This is a genomic window from Tahibacter aquaticus, from assembly GCF_004363655.1.
GTDB lineage: Bacteria > Pseudomonadota > Gammaproteobacteria > Xanthomonadales > Rhodanobacteraceae > Tahibacter > Tahibacter aquaticus.
The window spans coordinates 15015-38712 of record NZ_SNZH01000028.1; the positions used below are offsets into that span (position 1 = coordinate 15015).

The 23698-nt window shown below is 61.8% G+C and carries 23 protein-coding genes; 11 read left to right on the forward strand and 12 right to left on the reverse strand.

Translation table 11 applies throughout. The annotated features are described in order from the left end of the window. The first annotated feature begins 252 nt into the window (after positions 1–252). Positions 253–912 (forward strand): ankyrin repeat domain-containing protein, encoded by a 660-nt coding sequence (locus tag DFR29_RS27630; protein WP_133821878.1) that lies wholly within the window; start codon positions 253–255, stop codon positions 910–912. 497 nt (positions 913–1409) lie between these two features. Further along, the gene (locus DFR29_RS30610) at positions 1410–1586 is read left to right on the forward strand and encodes a type 2 periplasmic-binding domain-containing protein (RefSeq protein WP_425598900.1); all 177 of its coding nucleotides are present in this window, start codon (positions 1410–1412) and stop codon (positions 1584–1586) included. A gap of 483 nt (positions 1587–2069) precedes the next feature. Here DFR29_RS30610 and DFR29_RS27640 read toward each other — a convergent pair whose 3' ends face one another. The 3 genes from DFR29_RS27640 to DFR29_RS27650 form a co-directional block, all read right to left on the reverse strand. Next, positions 2070–3209: a C1 family peptidase gene (locus DFR29_RS27640; protein WP_133821879.1), complete on the reverse strand. Its 1140-nt coding sequence runs from the start codon at positions 3207–3209 to the stop codon at positions 2070–2072. Beyond that, positions 3206–4117, reverse strand: coding sequence for a GDSL-type esterase/lipase family protein (locus tag DFR29_RS27645; RefSeq protein ID WP_166654393.1), 912 nt, complete (start codon positions 4115–4117; stop codon positions 3206–3208). Before DFR29_RS27645 ends, DFR29_RS27640 begins: the two co-directional genes overlap by 4 nt. A gap of 377 nt (positions 4118–4494) precedes the next feature. After that, the gene (locus DFR29_RS27650) at positions 4495–5463 is read right to left on the reverse strand and encodes a hypothetical protein (RefSeq protein WP_133821881.1); all 969 of its coding nucleotides are present in this window, start codon (positions 5461–5463) and stop codon (positions 4495–4497) included. Positions 5464–5800: 337 nt separating this feature from the next. Between DFR29_RS27650 and DFR29_RS27655 the strand changes: the two genes are divergently transcribed. From DFR29_RS27655 to DFR29_RS27670, 4 genes are all read left to right on the forward strand, one after another. After that, on the forward strand, positions 5801–6436 hold the full coding sequence (locus tag DFR29_RS27655; RefSeq protein WP_133821882.1) for a glycoside hydrolase family 75 protein: 636 nt from the start codon (positions 5801–5803) through the stop codon (positions 6434–6436). 119 nt (positions 6437–6555) lie between these two features. Beyond that, positions 6556–6834: a hypothetical protein gene (locus DFR29_RS27660; protein WP_133821883.1), complete on the forward strand. Its 279-nt coding sequence runs from the start codon at positions 6556–6558 to the stop codon at positions 6832–6834. Then, positions 6831–7151, forward strand: coding sequence for a hypothetical protein (locus DFR29_RS27665; protein ID WP_133821884.1), 321 nt, complete (start codon positions 6831–6833; stop codon positions 7149–7151). The genes DFR29_RS27660 and DFR29_RS27665 overlap by 4 nt, the downstream gene beginning before the upstream one ends. A gap of 132 nt (positions 7152–7283) precedes the next feature. Next, on the forward strand, positions 7284–8234 hold the full coding sequence (locus DFR29_RS27670) for a hypothetical protein (protein ID WP_133821885.1): 951 nt from the start codon (positions 7284–7286) through the stop codon (positions 8232–8234). A gap of 10 nt (positions 8235–8244) precedes the next feature. On the opposite strand, the gene DFR29_RS27675 is transcribed toward DFR29_RS27670, so the two are convergent. The 5 genes from DFR29_RS27675 to DFR29_RS29505 all read right to left on the reverse strand — a co-directional run bounded on the left by DFR29_RS27675 (position 8245) and on the right by DFR29_RS29505 (position 12020). Continuing rightward, positions 8245–9093, reverse strand: coding sequence for a DEAD/DEAH box helicase (locus tag DFR29_RS27675; RefSeq protein ID WP_133821886.1), 849 nt, complete (start codon positions 9091–9093; stop codon positions 8245–8247). Beyond that, positions 9062–10219, reverse strand: coding sequence for a hypothetical protein (locus DFR29_RS27680; RefSeq protein WP_133821887.1), 1158 nt, complete (start codon positions 10217–10219; stop codon positions 9062–9064). Before DFR29_RS27680 ends, DFR29_RS27675 begins: the two co-directional genes overlap by 32 nt. A 238-nt stretch (positions 10220–10457) precedes the next feature. After that, positions 10458–11072 (reverse strand): hypothetical protein, encoded by a 615-nt coding sequence (locus tag DFR29_RS27685; protein ID WP_133821888.1) that lies wholly within the window; start codon positions 11070–11072, stop codon positions 10458–10460. A gap of 222 nt (positions 11073–11294) precedes the next feature. Beyond that, positions 11295–11627 (reverse strand): hypothetical protein, encoded by a 333-nt coding sequence (locus DFR29_RS29830; RefSeq protein WP_208113758.1) that lies wholly within the window; start codon positions 11625–11627, stop codon positions 11295–11297. 15 nt (positions 11628–11642) lie between these two features. Beyond that, complete coding sequence (locus tag DFR29_RS29505; protein WP_166654394.1) at positions 11643–12020, reverse strand: FAD/NAD(P)-binding protein; 378 nt, start codon at positions 12018–12020, stop codon at positions 11643–11645. Positions 12021–12065: 45 nt separating this feature from the next. Between DFR29_RS29505 and DFR29_RS27700 the strand changes: the two genes are divergently transcribed. The 4 genes from DFR29_RS27700 to DFR29_RS27715 all read left to right on the forward strand — a co-directional run bounded on the left by DFR29_RS27700 (position 12066) and on the right by DFR29_RS27715 (position 17313). Continuing rightward, complete coding sequence (locus tag DFR29_RS27700; RefSeq protein WP_166654395.1) at positions 12066–13097, forward strand: EB domain-containing protein; 1032 nt, start codon at positions 12066–12068, stop codon at positions 13095–13097. 228 nt (positions 13098–13325) lie between these two features. After that, a complete protein-coding gene (locus tag DFR29_RS27705; protein WP_133821891.1) occupies positions 13326–14864 on the forward strand; it encodes a hypothetical protein in 1539 nt (512 codons plus the stop codon). Positions 14865–15339: 475 nt separating this feature from the next. Continuing rightward, complete coding sequence (locus DFR29_RS27710) at positions 15340–15804, forward strand: hypothetical protein (RefSeq protein ID WP_133821892.1); 465 nt, start codon at positions 15340–15342, stop codon at positions 15802–15804. 96 nt (positions 15805–15900) lie between these two features. Further along, the gene (locus DFR29_RS27715; protein ID WP_166654396.1) at positions 15901–17313 is read left to right on the forward strand and encodes a delta-60 repeat domain-containing protein; all 1413 of its coding nucleotides are present in this window, start codon (positions 15901–15903) and stop codon (positions 17311–17313) included. A gap of 82 nt (positions 17314–17395) precedes the next feature. Here DFR29_RS27715 and DFR29_RS27720 read toward each other — a convergent pair whose 3' ends face one another. Beyond that, entirely contained in the window at positions 17396–19288 is a 1893-nt protein-coding gene (locus DFR29_RS27720; protein ID WP_133821894.1) for a potassium transporter Kup, read from the reverse strand. Positions 19289–19789: 501 nt separating this feature from the next. Further along, positions 19790–20170, reverse strand: coding sequence for a JAB domain-containing protein (locus DFR29_RS27725; RefSeq protein WP_243746201.1), 381 nt, complete (start codon positions 20168–20170; stop codon positions 19790–19792). A gap of 345 nt (positions 20171–20515) precedes the next feature. On the opposite strand from DFR29_RS27725, the gene DFR29_RS27730 reads away from it, so the two are divergent. Beyond that, positions 20516–21070 carry a zinc metalloprotease gene (locus tag DFR29_RS27730; protein ID WP_133821895.1) on the forward strand — a complete coding sequence of 185 codons (555 nt, stop codon included), beginning with the start codon at positions 20516–20518 and terminating at the stop codon, positions 21068–21070. A gap of 976 nt (positions 21071–22046) precedes the next feature. Here DFR29_RS27730 and DFR29_RS27735 read toward each other — a convergent pair. Both DFR29_RS27735 and DFR29_RS29510 read right to left on the reverse strand, forming a co-directional pair. Beyond that, a complete protein-coding gene (locus DFR29_RS27735; protein WP_133821896.1) occupies positions 22047–22619 on the reverse strand; it encodes a hypothetical protein in 573 nt (190 codons plus the stop codon). A 14-nt stretch (positions 22620–22633) separates the two neighbouring features. Then, positions 22634–23698: hypothetical protein (locus DFR29_RS29510; RefSeq protein WP_166654397.1), on the reverse strand; the 1065-nt coding region annotated here is incomplete at its 5' end.

Consider the following 23698-nt stretch of genomic DNA (forward strand, 5'->3'; position numbering starts at 1 on the left):
ACTGCGCCGACCGAAGCATTGAGGCTCCGCTGCCGATCGCGCGAACGTCGTCGGTCGCGCTGCGGGCCAGCCCTCTCGGGCCATCTTGTCGAGGCGGAACGGTGCCGTCCGGTTGCTTGCCAAGCACGAGGAAGCTGCTTGAATAGAGGTTTGCCAAACCGCCAACATGAACTTCCGGACAGGAGCTTCGCTTCGATGCAGAACAACAATCAGGCTCTGATCGCCGCGGCCCGAAGCGGCGACATCTAAGCCGTGCGCGCCCTCCTTCCGGTATGCGACCCGAAAGCCAGCGACAGCCTGGCGTTGGCGCAAGCGGCGAGAGCGGGCCGCCTCGATGTCGTGCGCGAACTCATTCCCGTCAGCGATCCTCGGGTCCAGGACAGCGATGCATTGATCGAAGCGGCGACGGCCGGCCACATCGACGTCGTGCGCGAGCTCATCCCCGTCAGTGATCCTAAGGCCGGGAACAGCGCCGCGTTGGAATGGGCGGTCCTTAATGGTCACCTTCAGATCGCTCGCGAACTGATCCCGGTCAGCGACCCGCGAGCCAAGGGGAGCAAATTCCTACGGCTAGCGGCCCAAGCCAGACAGCATAAGATGGTCAGGGAGATCGTCCCCGTGAGCGACGCGTCGTTGTTGTTCCGCAACGAACTGGCTGTGCTGTCCCGTGTTCAGCAGTGTATCGACCAACTCAACGCTTTTTTATTCCACCGTTCTACCGCCGCCGTCGATGAGCTGACGCCGCATGTGAGCGAGGCTGAGCGAGATCGGGCAGTGGTCGAACTGCCGCCTCATGCGATCGAACGAATGCCCCACCGCATAGCCTGGCAAACAGCCCAGAGATTGCGAGCGCACCTCCACCAGATGGCCCCGAAGCCCATCGCGCCGCACCGTCCCCGACCATCCCTGTAGTGCCCCTCAGGCTAACGCTGCCGCTCGGCCTACCGTCATCGGAAGGGCGCGCAAGGGCGGTCTGCATAACAAGAACTTCGCTCGTCGGAGTGGATATGGCCTGGCAACATCGGGCTTTCCAGCGCCACTTCAGCTGGGCATGGGCGTGAGCGACCGTATGGCGGCCCCAATCGGGGAGAACGTGGATTGCGTGGTGGCGGTGCGCACGCCGACCAGTCGCTGATGGCCCGCCATGTGAGCGAACTACAGCTGAGCGTCTACGCGACACCGGGCTACCTTCAACGGGCCGGCACACCGACGCACCCGTTGGCCCTGGAAAACACGCACCACCGCATCGTGGGCTACTGCTGGGCGCGCACCAGCAAAGCCTTCCCCTACGCTATGAGCCGCGACGGGGAGAGTGTGCATGTGCTGGGCGGCTACGTGCTCACCGTGGACGACGGCAACGCATACCTAGCGGGCGTGGCCGGCTGGGCGTGCTCTAGCTGCCGCACTACATGGCCAAGGCGCACGCAGCGCGTGGAGAGCTGACGCCACTGTTCCAAGAATGGCAGTTCGACCCCATGCCGCTGTATGTGGCGTTCCCGCGGAACCAGCATGTCAGCCGGAAAGTGCGCGTGTTCATCGACTGGATTACCCAACTGTTGGCACAGCACGTACCGGTGACGCACTAGCGCGCCTAGCTTGGGTGCCGTAACCAGGGAGAACAGGAAGCCCTCGCCCTCGACGCTCCGTCAGGTATCGGCCTTATCGCGACTGGAAAGAAGGCCAGGCTATCATCAGCCCTATTGGTTAAGGGCGCCGCGCTGCTACGGGCGGCGGCAGGGCACCAAATCCGCCGCGTTGCTCTCGCCTAACGGAACTCCACCGCACACCCCTACTCCACAGGAATGCGCAGAGTGCTTCCCGGGCGTCGGCATATTGTTCTGGACTAAGCTGAAAGTATGAAATAAAGGCCGTGGGCATCGAATCCATCATGGGAATGAGGCTCTCCGCTGCCCTGACCCCTATTCGCTGAAGAGTTCGAACCACTTCAGTAGGCGCCTCAAAACTTTCGCCACGGACACGCAGGCCCAGATACTTCGGCTCGAATGACAGACTAGGGTTAGCTTCTAACAGATGCATAGCCATATGATAGCACCAATACATTCATGGGATCAAAAAGTCAATGACTCCCACAGATAACGGTCTACATACGCCGCTGAAATCTGACCGTAGCCTGGCTCTGGCCCCTTGTAACCACCGCCGGGCAGGCTTGCTCCCCAGCTTACGCCCCAACTGTTGCGGAAGATGAAGTAACCGCCTAATGGTTCTGACAGGTCAGGTTCAAAACCGACTACGCAAACCGCGTGTCCACCGGACACGACGGAAGACGGAGGGGGATCGATAACACCGCCGTAACTCCAACTGGTGGGAGTGCTCCAGTTATTTTGGTTCGAGAGTGGATCCCAGAAGACAGGCACCGTGATGGCCACCGGACTCCCGGCTTGCAGTTCAGCAAGGATCAAAGCCGCATTTCCTTGAGTAGCGCCAACTCCATGGTTTAGCAAGCTCGTGCGCCGTGCGGCATCCGCTGTCGCTACGGCCGTAGGATTCCCAAGCCCCGTATGGCCCGCATTGTTCGCTATGAGATTCGGTGCGTAAGGCCATAGCGACTCAGCGCATATTCCATCCACATGGATCGAGTCGCGCGCGAACTCAAGAAAGGTTCCATCGCTGGCAGGATGCCCATCGTTAGTATTGGTTTTGATGGCGTGATAGAGAAACTGCTCTGAAAAATCCAACTGAGCGCCTTGCTGGCATTCTCGAATTTCAAGCACGGCAGTCGCTGCAAAAGCTACGCACGTGCCACGAGATCCTTGGTCACGAACAGGCCAATGGAGGCAACGCGCGACAGTAACCCCGCCTTCCTGTGGCGCTTCAGCATTGGCTGGCTCCTCTTCCGTGTCGAGTGGTACAACTCGTCCGTCCTGCCAAGGGCTCTCGGGCGGGGCACTGGCTCCAAGAATGATCTCATGCCGAACGCGCTTGTCGAGGCTGGTGGCAAACGCGCGCGCCGCATTTCGATCCAACCGCATTATGAGATTGCTAAGCTCTGGCGCACTGATTGACGTATGGACGGAGAGAATCGGAAACGCTTGCAAAAGGCTAAGAGCGTCCAGCGCCGTTCGCGCTCCAGATTGATCAAGTACACGTATTGCAGCGGGAGAAACGCCTTGTTCAGCAAGGTCTGCGAAAAACGCGTTCTTGGCCACTCGTAGAGACAGTGATCGGGGCGAATGCATCGTTTTCTTCATGGCGAAAGTTCTCGCAATTGTTCGGCGAAGCGCGCGGCCACCGTAGCGAATCCCTGCGCATTAGGATGAAGCTCATTCGCCCAGGCAATCGCATAGTCTTCTGGATATGTCTGGAGATCTGCGCGGAGGTCAACGTAACGAACGTGAGTGAACTCAGGTGCAGCTTTCAATTTCTGCAGCATCGCGTTGAACTTGTCGATAAGTTCCCGCACTAATGGCTGTCGCTGGTCCAAATGGACATAACCCTTCTGAGCAAACCCTGGCTCAAGCCAAGGCCCAGGAAGAATCCAGCCTCCACCCCAAAATCCACGACCGTCGGCGACCGCATACGCATAGCCGTGCACCACAATGGGAATCTTGTCGCCCAGCATCTGCTGACACACCTCCGTCACAGCGGAGATGATGGTTGCGTAAGCATCGTAGAGCCGTTCGTCGATGATCCCTTCCACAACGCGCCGGTTGAGGCCGCTTCGTGCCGACAATGCGTGGTTCAACAGCATTCCGAACTCATCACCCGCTATATCGTTGCCACCGCCCGACAGCAAGACTGCCCTGGGACGGTCTCCCCGCCGGATCATTTTTTCGATGCGCCGTGTGAACTCATCCAGTTGCCCATCCGAATAGGCCATGTCCTCAACGCGATCGCCTTTGTGCGCGACGGATTCGACATCGTAACCGTGGAGATCCTCCAGTCCCTTCAGAACGTCGTGGAACGGGTAGTCAAACCACGAGTCTCCTTCGGCGATTAGCAGACCCGCAGACGGCGCGCGCCCTACTTTGTCCAGGGCCGCCCCTTCTCGCCGAGCACGCACTTCGAGAGCCTGCGCGCGCGTAACCGCTGCCCCCCTTCTGCGCTCCATCGCAGCCGTGGCCTTAAGCTCACCAAGAGCGATGGATTCCTGAAGCATAGTGATCTCCTGCATAGGTAGTGACGCAGAACCCGCCTCAACAGCTGTGACGCTCCTTTTAGAAAATCTCTCCAAATGCCAAGACTGCGCGAAGCCGAAGCCGGCCGTAAGGCATGCCTTAAACGGATTTACCGAACTCACCTCACGTAGTGCATCGAGACGGCGCATCCTCTCAGCCATCCTGAACATATGGCCGGCATAGAGGAAACTGGAGCTGTTCAACCAATCTCAATCCTGCCCCCACATCCTTACTGGCAGGCACCCAGCCGTTGCGGCAGTCTGAGCAGCGTCTTTGCTTGGTGTCGGCGCTCGGCCACCTCATGAGCCGATTTCGCTCCCTCTTCTCATTCGGGAAAACAGCTGGCGATCGCGGCCCGCTACAAACCCGAGCAGAGCTGTGACTCGGCCGAAAAGCCCGACAATGCTCCAGCGATCGCCGCGGTCTTTGCGGCATCTTCTCCGGATTGTTGTAGTGCGGCGACGCTTCGGGCTGACGTCGTTGCTTGGTCCTTCTTTTTCTCAGCCTCTGCAATCAGCTTGACGACCTGATCGCGCGTTAGTCCTGACAGTTCCACGGCGTCCAGCGAGGCCTGAAGTTTCTGCACGATGAGTCGCAGAGCTTCCGTTGTCGCCGACACTAAAGTGGTCTTATCCGTTTCGAACGTTTGCACCGCCGCGTTTGCCTGATCGAGAGATTCCCGAGCGTCCTGAATATCTTGCGTGCTGGCCGCGACGAGAGGTGCCGCGGGAACCCCGCCAAGTACGGGGGCTGCCCGTTTAACTAGGGTCGTATGGGTAGTAGCAGCAACGTTCAAACCGGCTAGCAAGTTGGCATGCGCGGTATCGAGAGGCGTTGGGACGGGCGGAGGAGCAACCGCGCCTATCGCCGCCTTAACGCCTCCGGGTTTTGGTGCTTGCCCGTCTTCCCAAACCCCGGCCTCGACGAGTTTCTGTTCCAGGCAGGCAGCCCGTTCCGCCGCTTTGGAAAACGCTTCGCGCTGCTTCGGCAGCTGATAGCGACCGGGCACCAGGGTCGCCAGCAGCGCCGCCCCCCCACCCGTGTTCGTCGCAGCGATGCTTTCTGTGGAAACCCCGATTCCCGCAATAAGTGAGCCGTAGAACGCGACCTCGGACGCGTAAAACGTCGCGTCCCGGCGGTTGCTCGCGGCCGACTCCGTCAGGGTCCGTAGCGCACGGGTCTTGCGGAGGCCGTCTTCAGCATCGCGGACCACAAGAGGATCGGCAACGGGTCGCGCGTCGTTCAAATCGTTTGGATCGAACTTCGGCTGCCAAGCAGCGCAACCTCCGAGCATCGCAAGCGCAACCGCAGCCAGAAACGATCGCATGCCCTTCCCCTTGCCAACCCTGGAGATGGGTATAATGTGAGCTGCATCACAAATCAATAGATTTCTTTCGCGCACTTGTGCCAGAAGGCTGAGGGTCAGTGAGATAGCTATCAGACCGCGATTGAAGGGACTGCCTCGGTCAAGATTTCGCCCTCAAGAGGATGGAGCGACGTCACGAGGCCGACCCGATAACCAAAGCTCGCTCTGACTCGACGCCTGTTTCAGATCGGAATTCGGGCAAGGCGGGAGAAATGGTTCCGTCGCGCCACTGAAAGGAGCCGGGACGGCACCGCCGTAGCCATCACGAGCGGCACGCCCGCTCCAACAGGGGAAACGTATGAGCAAGATTCTGGGGCGTATTGAGGCCGACGACTTCACCTGCGACGTCCACGAGGACGACGACGGTCGCGTGCACTTCATCGCGGATGCCGACATCGACGCCGACGGTGCCAACGGCCAGGGCGGCGGTCCGGCCGCGTATCGAACCGACGACAGCGGAACGGAAGCGCTGGCCAACGGCGGGATGAAGATCGTCGGTGGCAAGGTCGTGTGCGCCCGCGCCTGGGCGCGCAGCATCGTGATCCTCGACGCCGACAACGAGCCGAAGGTGTTTCCGGGCGGTGTCATCGCCTCGATGACCTGGTATCGGCACCCGGGTGTGCCCGCGTCCGATCCGACGGCCTACGTCGATTCGGAGACCGTGCCCTACATCGTGGTGCCCCCGCTCATCGTCCAGAAAACGGCGGGCGTCGTGCGAGGCTGCCGCGCCCGCGTTCGCTTCAACGGCAAGACGGTGGACTGCGTGGTCGCCGACCGGGGACCGGCCGCCAAGATCGGGGAGCTCAGCATCGCCGCGGCGCGTGCCTTGGGCATCCCTTCGAGCCCCAGGAACGGCGGCCGGAGCCAACCCGACGTCGCCTACGAGCTGTGGCCCGGCCAAGCCGCGCCCGGCTTCGAGCTTCAGCGGGCGTAGTCGCAGGCTGGGTGCCAAGGACTGAGGCCCGTCTGCGAATCTTCCGCACGCGTATCGGACCGTGAGACAGCGTCCCGTAGAGTGCTCAGCTCTGGGTACCGACAACGTAGGGGACAACGATGGCAAGGATGACGAGCGCGGTGGTCGCGCTGACCTGGCGGGAGCACGGTAGGAACTCGGTCCTGGAGCAGGACGGCCACGAACGCGGCCGAACCTGGGCACAAGGCAACGTGTGGATCGCCCGCTTCGGCGGGACCGACAGCTCGAGCGGCGGCCGTAACCACCCGTCGCTCGGCGCCGCACGCGAGGCGCTGGTCCTCGAGGCCGAAACGCGCGTACTGGACCTGCTCTCCGACGGCGCGACTGCGGCGCTGCGCCAAGCCGGGCTACTGCCATGATGGTGCGCGCACGGTGGCGCCACGATGGCTCCGGAAGCAGCCTGCTGCCGATCGGCATCCAACCGTTCGGCGAGGTGTCGTTGCGCCGCGGCAAACCCGGCTTCGACGCCTCCCTGCTCCTGCCAACCGGGCTCCAGCGGCGTTCGTTTGCCAAGCGCGAGGCCGCGGAAGCGTTCTTGGTCGAGGGAGTGGAGGACTACGTGCTGCAGCAGCTCACGCCGGCGGCACGCTGCGTTCTTCTGAGCTGCACGAGGACGCACCGCTGCCCGCGCGAGCGCCTGTTTCTCAACCGCAGGCGGGGACCGTTCGTCCGCTGATTTATGGCACGGCCAGCAGGCCGTCGGCTTACAGCTCCCCGCCGTCGGTGATCAGTCGGTCGGCGTGGCTCCGTTCTACGAAGCTCAATGCTGTGGCGTCCACGGCAACCCGTAGCAGAGGTGCGCACAAGAATGGACCCCAGCGAGAAACGTTTCGAGATCGAGCATGCTATTTCCACCTACGCACTCAGCTACATCGCACTTCCGGCCGCAGCTATCTACGAAAAGGCCAGACTGGAACCTTTGGCCGACTTGATCCAGAAATGTCATGTTTACTTCATCGGCCTGGCACCACGAGTGCGCGCGGGAAGCATCAACCAGCGCGGCCGCGTCTTGCACATCCCGATGTCTGCATTGGGGCAACGCACTGTCGTCGAGGTAGGCCTGGCTGACGGTGTGGACTTTGATTCGAGCAATGGCCTTCTCATTCGCCAAGCGGACGGCGCCACCCACGAACTCGACACGCTTTGGCTGACCAGCCGTCTCTCCGACAAGATGCCGCTGGATTTTGAAGTTCTCTACATCGGGCAGGCGTATGGTTCCGACGGAGGTCGAAACGCCATAGACCGCCTGATCAAACACGAAACCCTTCAAAAAATCGCACTGAACGGCGTGCCGGAGGGTTGGGATCTCATGCTGCTGCTTGTTGAAGTGCTCTCGGACAACCGGGTTATGATCGTGATCAACCCTCACGCTCAAACCAGCGACGACGACAATGCTCGTGCCAACGCTGGCATGGCAAAGTTGATCGAGACGCCTTACCACGAACTCGTTTCACTCTACGAAGCTGCGATGATTCGCTATTTCCGCCCGCGCTTTAACATCGCCTTCAAGGACAGTTTTCCGTCGACCAATCTTAAGGTGCTGACGGATTGCTACGAAAAAGACTTCTCGGGCTTGGTGGCCGAGTTCGTTTTTGACGACTTTCCGTGGCGGCTGAAATCCGAGACGGTCGCACCATCATTTTTCCACATCGCCTACCACGACCTCCACACAGAGCAAGCGCGCACGCTGTTTTTCAACAGCGACCCTTCTCTTGGGCTGGACATACTGCGCGCGCCAGACTCCGCGCCCCACACCTAAGTGCAAGCTTTCAATCGTCAGAATAGTCGTCCAGATTTCCCAACTGGTCGGACAACCGGTCGAGCGCATCGCCTGGCATCCACAAGTCGTTTTCGACACGGGTCATCGCTACATAGACCCCTTTGACGAGTTCATTCTTGGGACGCTCGTTCGGAGAAGTGAAGCAGCATTTGGTCATGGCGACCTGACTGAACTCCATATTCTTGCAGTGTTCCAATAATCCCAACGTCAGTTGCTGCGCTCCATCAGGCGCCTGTCCGTTGCGCAGCACCTTAAGATCGTCGTTAGAGAACGCCTTCTCGAACATCCGGACCAGCGAGGCGTATCCGGTCCGTGCGAGATGGTCCGCGAACTCATCCCACTGAGTGAATCGGCGCAGGTGGTAGTGCGTCGGTCGATCGCCATACTTTCGCAGCAGGATGGCTTCCTCTGCCATCTGGACCACCACCTTTTCTGAAGCCGAGAGCATCCGGAACTGAGCGCCTTTGGCCTTCACGCGCAAGGCGTCTTCCAGCAACGCCCAAGCGTTTCCATAGGCTCTAAGGCCGGTCAAAGGAAGATCGGCATTCTGCTCATAAGCATGGTATCGGGTTGCTCGGTTTCGCGAGCCCCGGAACTCGCCCTCTACCAGCCAGCCATCATGGAACCCCATCGTGCGCCGGATCATCGGCTCGACCCGCACACCCGCGCGCACGGATTGCGTCATGACGAGGGACCTTGCGTTTGGAACTTGCGAGGCACGCCCTGTGATTCGTTGGTAGGGATCGCCCATAGCCAGCCATCCGCCGGGGTAGCGCCGCAACAGGCCGTACCACGGAGCAGGCAAGTCATGGGCTTCGTCGATCAGGAGCGTGCCCATCGACGGCAGGTCGGCTCCCTGTAGGTCCAGCCACTTGACCAAATGGTAGAGTGAACGAAAGCACCCGTTGCTCGCGGGGATGGTTGGGTTCGAACAGCCGATCCCAAACCAGACTCGCTGCGCCGACATACGCATCTCGTTCCGCCGTTTGCAGACGCCATCCGAAGTGCTGCGGGAGGATTTGGGCATCCGGCCGATAGCACCAAGTTCGAAGGGCCGAGTAGACGGCAGCAAGCACCCCCGCCGGCTGGCTGTTGCCGATTCGGGGGAGACCGACTCGGCTCGCTTGCTCGGCGAGGGACAACCTCGAGTCACCGATGCGCGGCGGGCGAACGAGACGTGTCCCTCCGAGTCGGTCGATCAGCGCCGCCGCCGCCTCATAGGCCACGCTAGCCAACGTCCGACTGGCGATGACGCCGCGACCGGCGCGGTGCTTGAAGGCGTGCCCGTGAGCTTCTGTAGGAGCGAGATGGGTGTAACCGCCGCGGATCTTGTCGGCGAGCAGCAGCATCAAGTGCGTCTTACCGCTGCCGGCCGTGGCTGAAATCGTGATGGGATCGGACGCGTTGGCAGCGATCACCGTAGCAGCGCGCACCTGATCAAGCGTTCCGTTCAAGCTCAGAATCCGCCGTTCCCGGATCGATTGAGGCTTGTCCTCCTCGCCCCCGAAGTATTCGTCTGCGTCGGGATCTTCCCGGTCGTCAGCAAGGGATACTTCCTGATCCACCAACGTATCCCGACAGCGCTCCTGGAATGCGTCGGTGTAGTGGCCGTTCGCACCCCGCCAAAGCCCTTGCGCCATTTGGTTTTCCGTGGCGAAGAAAAACCCTTGGTCGGCCAGCGAGTCAACGGCCTGGGCAAGGGTTTCAGCCGAGAAGCGCTCGCTTCGCAGCCCACTCAGATCTTCCGCCGCGCGGTCCCGCCCTGGCCCGAAAAAAAAATCCTGCGTGTCTCGCAACACGTCCCCAAGCGCTGCGTGAGACCGAATGTCGGTATGCAGCGCGAGAAGCGCGGCCATCAACGCGGAACGCTCAACCGGGGCATCGGGAACACGGCCGGTGTTGAAGAAGTCGCGGGCGGCGGCGGCCGTGGTCGGAAGGTAGAAGGTAGGCAGACTGCGAGTCATCGCGGAAGACCGTTGCCCTGGAACAGTGATTATACCGAGCGTCGATCGCCGCCAACGGCTCGGAGGGAGGCGCGCTACAGCGGCCGCAGGCTGATCGCTCCCAGCTGGCGCGGGTCGGAGCGACCACGGAGAGCGACCGTACGGGCTGGGGGCAAGGCTGGACCGGACAAACCGCGCGTCGGTCGGCGCTTCCGCAAAAACCTAGGTTTCAACTGGTGAACGTCCACAAAACACCTAATCAATAGTCACCGATCGCTTGTTCCATCTCGCCGAGCCAAGAATAAGTGCCCCCAAGGTAAGAAAATACCGTGTCCATGATTTCGGAAAGGTGCCGCACGTTGATGCGCTCCAGGCCCGGCAGCGAAACCTCACCCTTCTTGTCGGTGGGGTAGCGAAACGCGAAGGAGCCGGGATCCACCTCGTCCAGTTGCCTAATGAACTCTTCAACCACCGGCATTTCCAAATCGGAAGCGTCGGTGTCGAGCCCCTCGACCAAGGTTCTCAGTTCCTTCCACAACGACATAAGACCGTGGCGATGGTCTTTGGCCGTAGGCTGTTCAGCCACTCGCCGGGCCAATGGAAGGATGAGCTTTAGTTCAAGCTCGATTCCCTGACGGTAAAGGAACACCAATGGATAGATGACGCTGTCCAGCGCAGCACGGCGCTCAGTGAGAGCCTCTACGAGAGCATTGGCCGCATCCTTGTAGCCAGCCGCGTACAGGTCGAGCGGATAGGGGGTCCACCCCAGCATCGCCGTGTTGTGCCAGTCTTCCCCTTCGATAAAAAGCTTCTGGCCAGAGTAGTCCGACAGCGATTTTGAGGCAGGGAGGTCGAAGCTGGGTGTGGTAGACATTGTCGATCTCCGGATTTCAGTTAAAGCGTAGCGAAGGAGAAACCAATCACCTATCGAAGTGCTCACGATTAGCGAGAAAATCGACCCCTATGCCCACCTGCTGACTGTGCCTAGCAAATGTGCCGAAGCTTGCTAGGTCCCACCTGTTTCCTCGAGTTCTTGGGGCTGCCCTGGTAGCGGATGGTCCGTTGGCCAAACTCGCAACCGGCCCACAGAGTCGCGTCAACAAGTCGCCAGATGTTGGCTACGTTCGCATCGGCTGTCAGCAATGCGAGGCGAGTTCTCAGCTCGCCGACGAGGAGCTAACGGCAGCCGTTCGAAGGCGGACAGGCCGAGATCGACATGGCCCTGCCTCGTATGCGGCAACGGCATCAACGCATGACGGGATACGACCTGAATCGGTCCGCGGTGCCCGTTGGCCGCCAGGGTGAGCACGGCATCGACCATGCTCAACCCGGTGCCGACGATGCACACGGTCTCGTCGGCCGTGATCGCCGCCGTCGCGTCGTAGTCCCAGCCGAGGAATAGGCGATCCGGCGGGGCATCCCCCGCCATGCCGGCCAGGCTCGTTCACGGCCAGTTACCCAGCGCGAGCACCACGATGTCGGACGGCACGCTTCGGAAAGACCGCGAGGCTAGCGTCAGACCATCCTCACCGGCGTGGAGCGTCACGGCCTCGTCGTGAACGACCGTGGCGCGCGATCCCGCCGCGAATTCCTGGAACGAATCGCGCAGGTAGGCCGAATAGGTACGACGCTCCGCGAACACGTCGTTCAGCGTGCCGTGAAAGCCTGCCTCCGAACCGCGCTGCAGGTACCGCACGAAATGATCGGTGTCATCGTCGAACCGGGACCTGTCTTCTGCGGTTGAGGTCCATGCGCGCCGGCGTCGGGCCGGCGTTTCTCCCAGCTTCGCCGTCCGTGCAGGGTGAGAGATCGCGCCCGCCAACGGCAGATACTGCTTTTCGGCTACCGCGTTCCCGGCAGGCTTCCCATGCACCCACGGTTTGCTCCACTCCTCGCCCTCCTCTTCATGCTGGCGGGCGCTTTCCCCGCGTTGGCCCAGGGCGGCCCCATCGACTGGCACGCCGCGATCGTGGGCGACGCCAAAGCGATGGAACAGCCGAACGCCTGCCCCGGCTGCTGCTCCAGCCACGGCGGCATCAGCTCAACCTGCTCATCGAGCGGCCGGATCCTGTGCCGCGACGGCACAGTCAGCCCGACGTGCTCGTGTTCGTCCTGCGGCGTCAGCCAGACTCCCACTTGCACAGGCGGCCGCTACTGGAACGGCACAGCCTGCGTGTGCCCGACCGGGCAGTCGTTCGTCAACGGCCAGTGCCGCGTACCCACTCCGACCTGCTCCGGCGGTCAGGTATGGAACGGCGCCGCCTGCGCCTGCCCGGTCGGCCAGACGCTGGTCAACGGTCAATGCCAGACTCCGGCATCCACCTGCACCGGCGGCCAAGTCTGGAACGGCACCGTCTGCTCATGCCCGGCTGGTCAGACCCTCGTCAACGGGCAGTGCCGCACGACGACGCCCACCTGCACCGGCGGCCAAACCTGGAACGGAACCGCTTGCGCGTGCCCCACCGGACAGGTTCTGACCAACGGCCAATGTACGGTGGCGAACGCCTTTGCGATCGGCCCAGGCATCTCGGGCAACTGGTTCAACCCGAACGAAGGTGGCCACGGCTTCCAGTTCGAGGTGATCGGCACGCCGCCCTCACTCATGACGGTCTTCTGGTTCACGTTCGACAACGCCGGCAACACGGTCTGGATCAGCGGTGCCGGTTCCTTCCAAGGCAACCGCTTCGTCGTCGATGCCGCCCGCCGCCTGGGCGGCCGGTTCCCACCGAACTTCAACAGCGCCGCGACGACGGTGCTGCCGTGGGGCCGGCTGAGCTTCACGTTCCAGGACTGCGCGCACGCTCGCGTCGAGTGGTCGTCATCGGACCCGAACTTCACGGCTAACGGGGCCATGAATCTGGAACAGCTGACGCGCGTGTCGGGGACGAGCTGTCCGTAGGGGAGCGGATCGTGCCGATCCAACGATCTCACGAAAAGAACGACGGCGCCTTCTGGCCCGCGCAGGGACCTGAAAGACACCGGCCCACAGTATCGACGGCGGGCCGTGGTCGCGCGCCAACGCACACCAAGAATCGACCTGCGTGGGAGCTTGGCAGCCTTGACACCAGTGGAACAATGGTCATTCCATAAAATGTGCTTTACCGAGAAACGTTCACAAGGACGCCTCATGAAACTGTTTCTCACATTACTTTGCTTGGTTGCCGGCCTACCACAAGCCAGCCACGCCGCGACCTGGATGTGGGCGTCGGCCAGCAGCACGACGCCCGTAGCCGGTAGCAGCCCTTTGGGCCCTGACTACGCGCCGGTCTACGAAATCTCCCAGGTGACGCGCCGAACGGTCGGTGGTACGGAGACCGTGGATCTGGACTTGCTCCCCGGGGATGTCGTGCGTGCCTACGGCCACTTACAGGTCACTGAAGAGAATTGCGCGCTTAGCGTTCCGGACTGCGTGGCGGCGCCCGTCTATGCGCTCCTTTCCTATCGTATCGGCCCTGCAGGAACGACCACGCGTTTTTCACCCTACGTGCGCCAGCACGTCATCCGGCGCGAGAACCACCATATGCCGCTGAACGTCGCCGGCATGCTGGAGGTCAACACCGCCGGCAGGTATCGGTTCTCGTTGCAGGCGCGTCAGACGGCAGTCGCACAAACGGTCGTCGTGGAGGATCAGATCTACGACGGGCACCTATCGCTGGAAATCTTTCGGGTCACCGCACAGCCGGATGCCAACAGCAGAGCGCTCGCTCAGATGGGCCGCAACGGCGCGCTAGGCACCAACCTTTTGATCGAACCCTGCCCAGGCTGCAGTTGGAGTGAGTTCGCGCAAGTCGGTGCCGAGGTCGGGATGAACGCACAGTCCGGCGACCTGCTCCAGGTCCACGGTCAGTTCGCCGCGCTCTACAACACGACCAACACCATGGCCGGCCATATGCTGGTCGTTGAGACGCAGGCCGGCGACTGGACGCGGCGCTCTTGGCTGGCTCCGCGCGAGAACGTGACCGACGTTCTGGTGAAGCTCTCGCTGTTCGGCATGCTTTCCTACACCAACGACGCGGGCACTCTGCCCGTGCGTGCGCGTTCGCTCGCGTATGCCCTGGGCGATGCTGTCGGCAGCGGTTATTTCGTGCAGGCGTTCACCAACCGGGTCAGCATGCTGCGCTTCTCCGCCGACGGCCGCCTGTTTCCGGCGTTCGCGGCTGCGCAGCAATCCAGCCAGGACGTGGACTACGACGTGAACCCGTCCGGACCCACGCCCTGGGTCGTCAGCCACAGTCAGGTGCTGCAGGGACGGCAGAACGGGCTGAGGAACGGCGACGTGGTGCGAGCCGAAGGAGCTATGGGTCTCCAGTTCACCGCCGCAACGGGCGCGTCGCTGCGTTGCCGCACCCGGCTGTATCTGGTCGAAGGCACCAGCGCCGCCTACGCGCCGGGTCAGGAGGTGAACATCGAAACCCTGCCGTCGCGCGGCTTCTCGGCCATCACCCTGCGCGAGGTTTCTGGTCAGCTCCCGTCGGTCAGCCTCCCGACGTTTGCCGCCATTGAGGTGGATTGGCCCATAAGAGGTCGAGCCGACGCCACCGTGATCCACGTCTTGAACTGCGACAAGACGGACGCACCGCCCCTGCGCACGCCTGCTGGTTTCTCGGGGCTGATAACCGAGGTGTTCCGGGACTCGATCTTCATGGATGGATTCGACCCCGACTGATTGCTGCGGTTTCGTCACCGTAAGTCTCGCCTACCGAAGCGACTGCGACCGATCGAATCCATTTTTCTACGAAATACCGTCGTTCCACTGCGCCTAAAGGAACGTCCGCGCAGCGGCAGAAAAAATTGATCCTCGGCCACCGCCCGCAACACCCTTATCAACTAGCTCGCTGCGACACCTGACCAACTCCTGCCACAGAATGCCGCCTTGCCGACAACGCCCAACATGGAGCTCTCGATGGAAGCGACGATCTTGTTCGTGAACATCGCTTGGATGAAGCGGTACCGGAGCGACAAGCCGAGCGACCCGCTTCAACACGGCAACTTCTGCTAATTCCGTTCGAAAGGTCCGAAGAAACGAGACGGGCACGAAGAGTGGAACTTCAAACCGTTGGTCGGGTAGGTCTACGGGTATGCACCTCTGGGGAAAAACATCAGTCTGAAGTGTCTTGGGGCTCCCGCCGGGGGCCAAAGAGATGAGTGGCGTCCTGGTCGTGTTCATCGCGCGGGATCCGGGCGCCGACGTGCTGAAGATGGTCGGCTACTACGAAAACGCCACGATCCGAAACGAACGGTTTGAGATCAACCACAGTAACTTCAAGGTTCGAGCCATGTTCCGGACCGAGGCCCGCAAGGCGCGCATCATCGACCTACCACGAAGCGTGGTGATTCCCACGTTTCAAGGGGATGGCGACGGCGTCGGCCAGTCGACGCTCTGGTACGCCGACAACCACCCAGAGATCGTTGCAAAGGTCCGCCGGCTCGGGGACCACGGAGCCGCTCTGGGAGATCGGGGTGCCGCGAAGCTACGCGCGCGCCAGCCTTCGCTGCTGCGGACGCTGCCTGAGTCGATAAGCCAGAAGGTGCGGGGCCAACGCCGTGTGGCAACGCAGCCAACGACGTTGGTCCTGCGTTCGGGATCCACGGTCTGCACGGGTTGAACGCTGGCAGCCGCCACTGCCCCCGAAACAGCTTCTGTCATGGCCCGCAGCCGGCTTGCGTATTTCCTTGCTGACCTTCCCCGGCGGAGTGCTGCCATGCGCCATGCTTTCCTTCTCGCCATCGCCGTCCTGTTCGGTGCGGTAGGACACGCGCGCGCCGCGGAGCAGGTCGAGCCCGGGTTTTTCTTCACCAGCAGCGGCCTCGTCAGCTTCACCGCCATCGCGCTGCTGCCGCAGCCCAACGGCGACCAGACCCTGGTCTTCGCCTGGCCGTTCCAATCCGGCGTCTGCAACGATGTCGTCTGCATCGGCATCGACCGCTGGAACGCCAGCGGAGCCCGTATCGGCTCCACGCGCCTCAAGTCGACGGCGCTGGACACCATTGCAGCGGCCACGGTCGATAGCCGCGGCCGCATCATCGTGGTTGGCAGGTATCAGGGCGCCGGCTCCAACGGTGGCGAGTTCGGCGTGGTGCGTTTCAAGGCCGACGGCAGTGACGACACGAGCCTCGCTGGCGACGGCAACACCTACGTTGACTTTGGTGGGGGCGGCAGCAACTTCGATAACCCGTTGGCTGTGGCCGTCGACGCCGACGACAACATCCTCGTGGCCGGATCAGCGGAGCGTGCCTCGCCCGGCGACTCGGACTTTGCCGTTGCGCGCTTGCGCGCCAGCGACGGCAGCCTCGACACGAGTTTCAGCAGCGATGGCAAAAACCTGGTGTTCTTCGACCTGGGGCCGGATTCGCGGCTGGATCAGGCTTACGCCGTGACCGTGCGCAACGACGGAAAGATCGTGCTCGGCGGCACCGCGCTCGACAGCGTTATCGCGCGTCGCCGCCCCGTCATGGCGCAGCTCAACAAGGACGGTTCGCTCGACACCGGCTTCTGCAACACCAACTGCAACTTCAATGCGGGCTACAGCGGCGTCAACACGGGCAAGCGCGTGTATTACTTCGGCACGCTGACCAGCCATACGGACGAAATCCTCGACGTCGATGTGGCGAGCAACAACGACATCGTGATCGCTGGCGCCACGTACGCGGAAGACGGTTCGACGCGCCGCGCGGCGATTGCGCGTTTCACCGGCGCCGGCGTACAGACGAGCGAACGACTCGAAGTCGGCTTTGACAGCAACGCCCGCTTCACCGGCGTTCGCTTCGCCGACGGTAGCGGGACGCGAGTGATCGCTGTTGGCGACATCGGAGCCGGCCCCAACCTGTTCCTCGCCCAACGATTCACCGCTAGCCTCAGCCCCGATACGACCTACGGCTACACCTTCTTCTGCCTGCCAGACGCCAGCGGCTTGTGCTTTGCCGGCGCCGGCGAGTTTGGCGACTTCGGCCCCAATGCTGCAGGCAAGCTGCACCTGGACGCACGCGGCCGACCGCTGTTCGCCGGCACGTTCGTGCGGTCCTCCGACTCGGGCCGCGGCAGCCTCGTATCGGTGCGCATCAGCAACATCTCAGGCCCCCTGCCCGACCGGATCTTCCGCAACGGCCTGCAGTAACCGTAACCGGACGAGCAGCAACGTAGCGCGCGGCCCAATCGACCTGCGCCACAGAAGTCTGCGGCACTCAAACGTGTTGCGGCTAGATTTCGATCCGAGTCCCCAGCTCCACCAAGCGGTTGCCCGGAATCTGGAAATGCGCGGTAGCCGGCAGCGCGTTGCGCGCCAGATAAACAAAGAGCTTGTCCCGCCAAAGCGACATGCCCGGCCGGTCGGTCGCGACGATGGTTTCACGGCTCAGGAAGAACGTCGTGCGCATGCAGTCGAAGTCCTCGCCCGCCAGCCGCAGTCCTTCCAACGCTGTCGGCACGTCAGCGTCTTCGGCAAAACCAAACCGCAGCGAGACGGTGTAGAACGCTGGACCCAGCACGACCACGCCGTAACGTTCCGACGGTTCGGATTCCGGGGTGTCGAGCGTCTCCACGTTCACGATCACGTTGCGCTCGTGCAGCACTTGGTTGTGCTTGAGGTTGTGCAGCAAGGCATGCGGCACACCGGCCAGATCGCTGGTGAGGAACACGGCCGTACCCTGCACGCGGTGCGGCGGATGCGCCGCCATGCTCGCGACGAAATCTGCTAACGGCAGATCGGTCTTGCGGATTTGCTGCTGCAGAAGCTGCCGGCCGCGGCGCCACGTCGTCATGACGATGAGGATCGCGATCCCGAGGACCACCGGGAACCAGCCGCCGTCCTTGAACTTGAGCAGATTGGCGCCGAGAAAGGCAAGGTCCACCGTCAGCATGACCACGCCCAACGCGAGGACGGCGGGCAGACGCCAACGCCACACCCGGTGCGCCACCACCAGTGCCAACACGGTTGTGATCAGCATCGTGCCGCTGACCGCAATGCCGAAGGCCGCTGCCAGACGCGCTGCCGATCCGAAGCCAACGACGGCCGCCATAACCATGACGAACAGGAATGCGTTGATGCCCGGCAGGTAGACCTGGCCGCGGGTTTCCTCGGACGTGTGGACGACCCGCATGCGCGGCAGGTAGCCCAGATGAATCGCTTCACGGGTCATCGAATAAACGCCGGAAATGATGGCCTGCGAAGCGATGACCGTGGCGGCCGCCGCCAAGCCGATCATCGGGTAGAGCAAATCCCGCGGGACCATCAGGTAGAACGGATTGCTGGCGCTCTCCGGGTTCCCGATCAGCAACGCCCCCTGCCCGAAGTAGTTCAGCAACAAAGCGGGAAGCACGACCAACGACCAGCTGAGGCGAATCGGCTTGGGACCGAAATGCCCCATGTCCGCGTAAAGGGCTTCAGCACCGGTCAGCACGAGCACCACGGCACCCAGGGTGGCGAACCCCCGGAAACCGTTGCGTGCCATGAACTCGACAGCATGGACGGGATTCAACGCCGCCAGCACGTCGAGGTTCGAGGCCAGGGTGAAGCCACCGAGCAGCCCGATGCTGATGAGCCAGACCAGCATGACGGGCCCGAAGATTTTTCCCACCACCGCCGTGCCGTGGCGCTGGAACAGGAACAAGCCAATCAGGATGCCGACCGTGATGGGCACGATGTAGTCCTTGAGCGAAGGCGCGGCAACGCCCACGCCCTCGACGGCGGACAGGACGGAAATCGCCGGAGTGATCACGCCGTCCCCAAAGAACAGCGCCGCACCGGCGAGCCCCAGGGCCACGATCAACCGGGACGAACGACGGTCGCCGCGCACGGCGCGTTGGGCGAGGGCGAGCAGCGCCATGATGCCGCCCTCACCCTTGTTGTCGGCGCGCATGATGAAGAACACATACTTCAGCGACACCACACCGATCAGCGACCAGAACACCAACGACAGCACGCCCAGCACGTTTTCGGGCGTCGGGCGCACGCCGTGTACGCCGAACGCCTCCTGCATCGCGTAGAGTGGACTTGTAGCAATGTCTCCGAAAACGATGCCGATGGCGGCGATGAGAAGGCCAGCGCGGAAGCGGTCAGGTCCGGCGGCGGCGGTTGCGGGCGTTACGCTCATGCGCTGGAAATCCTTGGAGTGCTGACCGTTGTCGGGCGGAAGCGAAGAACGCGGAGGGTGCAGCCAACGCCACAGCCGACGCCACAGCCGACGCTTGACGAACCGCACGCTGTTACATCGACACCGTACCCCAACGAGCGGAGCGTGAGCATCATTTCGGGGTCAGACGCACGGACACGCGATGAACAACCGCGTGGGTGTACGGTGCTCGCCCGCGTACCGGTCGTTATGCGGCCACGGCACAGGATCCGGAGGATGAGCATCGTGTAGCCCAGCATTCCTGCAAGTACCCAGAAGAAAAGAGCAAAACTGTTCATGTGCGTTGAACCCGGACAGGTGCCCGCACAGTGTCACACCGCACCGTGTAAACCCTCCATTCCCAGAAGGCTCCGCGCCATAACGGCTGCGTAAACTCGCCGCAACTCGTTCTGATCCAAGGCAGTTTTTTCGGCTCCAAACGCTCTGCGCGACGGGCTCGCAGCAGCCGGACGCGGGCGATGCTCAACCGGCAACCCGACCACGTCGGGCCGCACATGCCGCCCGGCGGGAGGCCGTTGATGTACTCGGGTCATGCCTCAGGCAAAGGTTCACGACGCGCAGGGGTCGCAGCAGCGAAAAGACTGGGCACCCGGAGACGCCTCGCCTGCGGGCTAGATCGGCCCGCGTTCGGCCAGGGAAACGAAAGTTCCCCCCACCGACGATCAAATGGTCCCGCAGCCTCCCACAGATGAGCTCAAAGGCGTTCTTCAGCTGTTCCGTGACGAGCCGGTCCGAAGCAGAAGGCACAGCAACGCCGCTCGGATGATTGTGGGCAACTAGAACTGCGGCAGCGTTCAGCTCCAGCGCCTGGCAGCAACTGTCCTGCTCCAAGGCCGCGGACACACGGAGCCATGAAACCCGCAACGCTGGCGGACGAATCAAGCCACTCCTGACCTTCGGAGCCAGGAATCTGCATGCGGCCGCGTGCGAGGTCCATCCGCAACAGAGGGACTGCCTTCGGTCCAGCGCCCTTGCATCCTCAGTGTTTTCGACCAGCGATGGGAGGTTCGGCTTTGTTCCAGCACTTGATGCTCATCGGCTCTGCGCACCCGACCGGTTCAGCGCTGTTCGAACCGCTACCGATCCACGGTTGCCCGCGACGCCTTGCCCATGATTCGGCTTATCTACTTCGATCCAGCAACCCCGCTTGCCTAAGCCGTCAAACCCTTTGTGTGAGGAGCCCGGGCTATGTCCAGAATTTGTGGAACCATGCCGCATCATTTTCAGTTGGCCGCGATGTCGGAGCAGTATCGCGACGAACGGCGAACGGTCGAGTTGCAAGCGGCACGGCTGAACACCACCCCCACACCCCGCGTCACCACCATTCCGGTGGTAGTCCATGTGCTCTACAGCACCGCGACCGAGAACGTGAGCGACGCCCAGATCGACAGCCAGATCCGCGTGCTCAACGAAGACTTCCGCAAACGCAACGCCGACATCGTTCATGTCCCAGCACCGTTCGCGCCCTATGCCTCGGACGCCATGATCGAATTCGTCCTGGCCAACCGAGACCCCGACGGGAACGAGACCACCGGAATCACCCGAACCGCCGTAGATGGCCCCTATCCCTACGATGAGAACGACGACGAGGCAACCCTCAAGCTCGACGCACTGGTCAAGCGGAACGGGACCGGAATCGACGCCTGGCCCGCTGGCAGCTACCTCAACTTGTGGGTCTGCCCCATACAAGCGGGATTGTTGGGCTACGCGGTTCAAATCCATCTACAACTGGGAACAAGGTAAGAACGAGCCCCACGCTCAGCAGGCGCAGAAACTGGTTGCTCTGCGCAACCTCGGTAAACGACAAGCCAAGGCTCGCCTGGAAGCACTCCCGCAGTAGAGCTACTCCGCTGCCGGCACGAACGGGCGACCACTTCAACCCGGCTGAAACGTGAGCGTCCGCCAGACGGTTACCTGCAAAATCCAGCGTTTAGCGCCCAGTGCTGCACACCGACATTCCGTCGTGAGAGCAACATCGACAGAGGGTGCGCCGCGCTTCGCGAATACGCGCTAGCGCTTGTTCCGCAGCGGCGTCGACGTGAGAAAACCGTCTCGCCGCAATGCAGGTCCTACATGCCCGGGATTAGTCTTGCCGCACAGGTCGTGTCGTTCACAACGATCGAAAAGCTGCTACCGACAACGGGTCGCGGACGGGTCGGTTCGTAGTTGAACCGCCAGAAGCAACCATCAGCAAAACAGGAATACTCAACACGCCTGATTCGAGCATCCTGGCCGATGTCGCGCGGGCCGGCGAACCGCGTCGCCACCACCGTTGCCATATCCGCTGTGAGGCACGAATGCCGTGCATTCGATATACAGGGGCCGCGACTGGCCAACGCCTCACGGATCGCGCGCGGGCACTTGGCGCCCGGAGCGGGTTCCGCTGCGGATGCGATCGCCAGCACAATCGCGAACACAATCACAATGCTCTCTCACTTGGCATGGGGTGCGCGCCCAATAGGCCGAAAAGTCTGTGGTCATTGTAATCGAGCTGTGTTGCCACCACGCGCCGGGGGAAACCGCTACGACCTCTTTGACGCCTGTCTCATGCGGAAAACGGAACGTCGTAGAGATACATGGACGGAAGGTCATCAAATTTTTCGCGCGGCTCGGTTGAAAGCACTGTGGATCAGGCAGCATTTCGTGTCGGCGAGCGAAAGAAGAACACTCGCAAGCGGCTATCGCCCAGAGAGTCTTTGTGCATTCTCACAGCACCACATCAGTTCCCACCGGCCCCATCAGCACCAACAACCACCCTTGCATCGAGAATCAAACATTTGGCGATGGAAATCGGAATGACATCTGTCAGCGCTTCGTCGCGATCACGCGCCCAAAGCCCGTTGGCTGGGCAAATGCTGTAGCGCTCGTCTACTTTCCACTGCTGGCCTGGCAACAACGAGCTATCCCAGTTAATACGCTCATTGAGTACCGTTCCTGCTGCAAGCTGCCGCGCACCAGTCGGCAGCGCCGTCTTGGCCTTAGACTCTTTAGGCGACAAACTGACAACAGGCGGCACGTAGTCATCTTCCGCGATCAACTCACCCGCTGAATCTCTCGCAAAGATGAACCAATACCGGCCGTGGCGCGAGTCCGGCGAGGCGGCAATAACGCCATCTCTATCGAGAATTTCGACGCGCACGTCGTTGTACCGCAGATATAGTTCGCCGCGCTTGTAGTAGGTGACGGTGACGCGCGCCCTCCCTGGCGCTTCCCACATGCATTCTTGCGTTGTCGGCGTCGCAACAGCAGCCATAAGTGCCGTGGCCGCTGATAAGGCAATGGAATAGATCACGATTCAGCCACTCCTCAGTTGCAATGATTGGCTCGTCTGCGTGCATCGATCTTGGCGATCCAGCTGGCCACGCTCGCCAACGACTGATTGTTGTATTCGGCGGCGTTCGGGTGAGGATTCTGATTTTCTCGATTGCTGATCGGCGTGATCACGTCACGAAGATACTTTGTTCGTAGTTCATCAAACTTCAACCGCAGTTCCGGTGAGCGAATAGCATCGTCCGGAGCTGGGTAAGTCTCCATGGACACCGTAAAATTGTCCATTTCCCGCGCCAGTGCAGCCAACCCTTGTCGGTCATTGTTTGCGCCCTTGATGTACCGGCGAACATGCACAACTTCATGCCCCAGCGTTGCTTCGGGGCGGCCGTAGGTGAAGCCAAAAATTGCGCCGGGATCATTAGGATCATCACGCGTGGCGATGGAAATGAAGCTCCGCTTTAGGTCATTGAGATCGTTGCAACTATTAAGACTGTTAATAACTGTATCAGTTAACAATGCGAATCCAGAACCGGTTGGCCGCGCCGAAATCGCTAGCTGATGTTCCAGCTTGGTCAGCCTGAAACGCCAGACGCCAGTGCCGTCGCAATAGGGTTCGGCTTCCAATTTAATAGATGCTCCGCCAGAAAAATGACGAGGGAACGCCATGGCACAACCCACACTTCTGCTCGTATCGCATCCCGCGGGCCAAGGCAGCACTTTATGAGGAATCTCGGTGACTTGCGTCATCTCCGGCTTGGTGGCAGCAGTCGCATAACGCTCCTTACATACCCCGAAGCGGCAGCGCTTGCACCAATCGTTATCGCACTTAGGACCTTCCTGCGCGAGGCTCGGCATGCACACGCGGCACTGGCCTTGCTGCACGTAGCAGTCCGGGCAGGGCGAGCAGTCACGGCCGCGGCATACCGGCGGCGGCGGATTGGTGCCGCAAGTTTCCGGTGGCGGAATCGCTGGGGCGCCGCCCCAGCCGGCTTTGGTGATGCCCGAGCCGGGATCGGTGACGATCTGGGTGCCGTCCTCGCTCACGGTGCCGCGGCCCATGGGGATGAACGCGGCAAGGTCGTGGTCCCACTGCACGATCGG

Excerpts from the sequence above, each read along its gene's own strand:
- DFR29_RS27720 (WP_133821894.1), bottom strand. The coding sequence starts at position 19,288 with ATGAGCGTAACGCCCGCAACCGCCGCCGCCGGACCTGACCGCTTCCGC.
- DFR29_RS27670 (WP_133821885.1), top strand. The coding sequence starts at position 7,284 with ATGGACCCCAGCGAGAAACGTTTCGAGATCGAGCATGCTATTTCCACC.
- DFR29_RS27680 (WP_133821887.1), bottom strand. The coding sequence starts at position 10,219 with ATGACTCGCAGTCTGCCTACCTTCTACCTTCCGACCACGGCCGCCGCC.
- DFR29_RS27685 (WP_133821888.1), bottom strand. The coding sequence starts at position 11,072 with ATGTCTACCACACCCAGCTTCGACCTCCCTGCCTCAAAATCGCTGTCG.
- DFR29_RS27705 (WP_133821891.1), top strand. The coding sequence starts at position 13,326 with ATGAAACTGTTTCTCACATTACTTTGCTTGGTTGCCGGCCTACCACAA.
- DFR29_RS27645 (WP_166654393.1), bottom strand. The coding sequence starts at position 4,117 with ATGCTTCAGGAATCCATCGCTCTTGGTGAGCTTAAGGCCACGGCTGCG.
- DFR29_RS27660 (WP_133821883.1), top strand. The coding sequence starts at position 6,556 with ATGGCAAGGATGACGAGCGCGGTGGTCGCGCTGACCTGGCGGGAGCAC.
- DFR29_RS27730 (WP_133821895.1), top strand. The coding sequence starts at position 20,516 with ATGTCCAGAATTTGTGGAACCATGCCGCATCATTTTCAGTTGGCCGCG.
- DFR29_RS27640 (WP_133821879.1), bottom strand. The coding sequence starts at position 3,209 with ATGAAGAAAACGATGCATTCGCCCCGATCACTGTCTCTACGAGTGGCC.
- DFR29_RS27710 (WP_133821892.1), top strand. The coding sequence starts at position 15,340 with ATGAGTGGCGTCCTGGTCGTGTTCATCGCGCGGGATCCGGGCGCCGAC.
- DFR29_RS27675 (WP_133821886.1), bottom strand. The coding sequence starts at position 9,093 with ATGGGCACGCTCCTGATCGACGAAGCCCATGACTTGCCTGCTCCGTGG.
- DFR29_RS30610 (WP_425598900.1), top strand. The coding sequence starts at position 1,410 with ATGGCCAAGGCGCACGCAGCGCGTGGAGAGCTGACGCCACTGTTCCAA.
- DFR29_RS27700 (WP_166654395.1), top strand. The coding sequence starts at position 12,066 with ATGCACCCACGGTTTGCTCCACTCCTCGCCCTCCTCTTCATGCTGGCG.
- DFR29_RS27715 (WP_166654396.1), top strand. The coding sequence starts at position 15,901 with ATGCGCCATGCTTTCCTTCTCGCCATCGCCGTCCTGTTCGGTGCGGTA.
- DFR29_RS27655 (WP_133821882.1), top strand. The coding sequence starts at position 5,801 with ATGAGCAAGATTCTGGGGCGTATTGAGGCCGACGACTTCACCTGCGAC.
- DFR29_RS27650 (WP_133821881.1), bottom strand. The coding sequence starts at position 5,463 with ATGCGATCGTTTCTGGCTGCGGTTGCGCTTGCGATGCTCGGAGGTTGC.
- DFR29_RS29830 (WP_208113758.1), bottom strand. The coding sequence starts at position 11,627 with ATGGCGGGGGATGCCCCGCCGGATCGCCTATTCCTCGGCTGGGACTAC.
- DFR29_RS27665 (WP_133821884.1), top strand. The coding sequence starts at position 6,831 with ATGATGGTGCGCGCACGGTGGCGCCACGATGGCTCCGGAAGCAGCCTG.